At 37.7% G+C, this 2,552-nt stretch carries 2 protein-coding genes; one reads left to right on the forward strand and one right to left on the reverse strand.

Annotated features, from left to right (window positions below; genetic code table 11):
- Window positions 1-492: 492 nt before the first annotated feature.
- Window positions 493-1,695: an MFS transporter gene (locus Q1B07_RS26370; protein ID WP_299095713.1), complete on the forward strand. Its 1,203-nt coding sequence runs from the start codon at window positions 493-495 to the stop codon at window positions 1,693-1,695.
- Between the two features lie 245 nt (window positions 1,696-1,940).
- On the opposite strand, the gene Q1B07_RS26375 is transcribed toward Q1B07_RS26370, so the two are convergent.
- Window positions 1,941-2,342, reverse strand: a complete 402-nt coding sequence (locus tag Q1B07_RS26375) for a DUF6157 family protein (protein WP_299095710.1) — start codon at window positions 2,340-2,342, stop codon at window positions 1,941-1,943.
- Window positions 2,343-2,552 lie beyond the last annotated feature (210 nt).

Genomic DNA, 2,552 nt, shown 5'->3' on the forward strand with positions numbered 1-2,552 from the left:
TGTGTGGCCTTTCCACCAAATAAATGGAAAAGCGACTACCCACCTATTGAGTTTTCATAGAACTTTTGACACTACCAATGTTGATAATGCTTATTTCGAGCCAATCCATTCTGATAAAATAGAATCTATAACCATTCCACTCCACAGATACAACTGTCTATCATTTAATTGAATTATAGTGAGTTTTTTGATATATTACAATATTATTTTTTATATTTGTAATTATCTAAATATTCAAAATCACAATAGGATAAACCATACCTGAAAACAATCTCGCGGGAGACTATAGATATCGTACTAAAATTTCCCCCTAGAAATCGATCCATCCATGTACACCCATGCAGGACACAACCTGTTCACAGAACAGGATTCTTACCTTTGCAAAAACCCCTACCTATTTGTTAGGGGCTTCGAATAGTAGTAAGTACATTACATCCGAATTTTTGTTTATGCTATACTTGATAAAGTTTGTGTTAACGGAGGTTTTGATTTATGATGTTAGCGAAAGTCAAGGCACATATTCATTCAATTTATATACATCTGTTTATTGCGGGAATTGTTCTTGTTGCCTTCAATCTGCGCCCAGCGATTACTTCTCTGGGACCTTTACTCGGAATGATTCAGGATGATGTTAAACTAGCACACTGGAGTGCTGGACTATTGATGAGCTTACCATTAATCGTATTTGCCATCATGTCCCCACTTGTTCCTAAAATAGCAGCTCAGCTAACAAATGAGAAGACCTTACTTATAGGTTTAGCAGTTCTATTAATCGGTATTACGATTCGCACAATTCCAATGGTTTTTACCCTTTTTACCGGGACTCTGCTGGTCGGTTTCGGTATCGCAATCGGAAATGTCCTTTTACCCGCAATTGTAAAGGATAAATTCCCCAAAAGGTTCGGTCTGATGACAAGTGTTTATTCAACATCCATGGGATTGATTGCGTCCTTAGCATCAGGGATTAGCGTTCCTTTAGCAGCTGACTTGAACCTTGGATGGCAGGGAGCCCAAATTGTATGGGGATTACCTGTGATCATTGCGCTCATCGTGTGGGCTTTTCTTTTTAAATATAATCAAAGCGATCCTAGTATCTTCCGACAAAGACAAGCCACTAATTCCAAGCAAATGTGGCGTACACTACTTGCATGGCAAATTGCCATATTCATGGGGTTTCAGTCTCTTTTATTCTATGTAACGATATCGTGGTTACCTGAAATCTTACATAGTCACGGGGTAAGCTTAGCTACTGCAGGATGGCTGCTTTCCTTCACTCAATTGGTAGGATTGCCTGCCAGCTTTTTTATACCAGTCCTTGCAGGACGCCTCGAATCACAAGTATGGATTGCATTTATGCTAAGCATGTGCTCTGTGCTCGGCTATAGTGGTTTACTATTCGGCTCAACCTATCCAATTTTAATTGTAAGTATCATCTTAATTGGGATTGCATTGGGAGGAAGCTTTCCCTTAGCTCTCAGCTATATAGGTCTACGTGCTCGGAACGGTCAGCAGGCAGCAGAGTTATCTGGTATGACACAATCAACAGGTTATGTACTCGCTGCAGTTGGCCCTTTGATCATCGGATATTTGTACGATCTAACGCATATGTGGACAGTTCCCATTCTCATGCTAATCGTCGTCTCAGTCGTTGTGATGATCTTTGGAATGTTATCTGGTCGTAATCGATATGTATAAGGAAAAGAGCGGGACACTTGTTACCGGACTGAGCATTTTCCTTTCTAATTTGAAAAGGAGCCTGCGGGCCCCTTTTTATATTTTAATAATATGATTTCAGTGAATAAAATGTAAGCATCAGGAAACTTTATTCATGTTGGCGGACTCTTTTAATAGGCTTTTGCAAATGCGCTGCCCTGCCCAGGCACAATGCTCTTCTAAGTTTGATTAACTCTTGATTCAAAGGAGAAAGAAGAGGCCACTGCCTATTTTCTTTTCGAACGCATACCTTTTAGTAGAGTAATGTTATCCGAATTGAGAAATTGATTATACGTTTCACTATTAACATCAAATAATGCAATTTTTCCATGATCATCATAGTGTATTCCCCACCCATATTTTTTTACTAATGGAGAAGCTCTAAAACAGGCTTTAGGTTTTGTGAAATACTGCTCACGTAATTCATTTAAATTATTTGACTCTATTTGCTCTTTAATCAAATAAGTTTTATATTGTACATCTTCTTGAGTATATTTGTAAGGATTATTCTTGATTAAATCATATTGAATAGAAGCAATCGTAGGCTTGTTATTTCTTGGGACAGGAACAATAGCAGAAGTAACAGTTGAATCTTCAGAAACTGTAATAAAAGTATTCTTGTAACTCATAAAATGCCCTCCCTCAATAAAGTTAATTTTTCTTCCAAATACTCATGTATTCTCAATATTTCATAACTACCATTTAGTTGACTCACCTAAATGACTGGATATCATTTGAATTTCTATAAATAATTTACAGGGCGGGGGCCATCCTATCAACCAAACTGGATTAGTTTGGAAAATAAGTGTATAACCGTGCTAAGAAATCTCCACATAAAT

Source organism: uncultured Metabacillus sp. (assembly GCF_947503125.1).
In the GTDB taxonomy this organism is placed as follows: Bacteria; Bacillota; Bacilli; order Bacillales; family Bacillaceae; genus Metabacillus.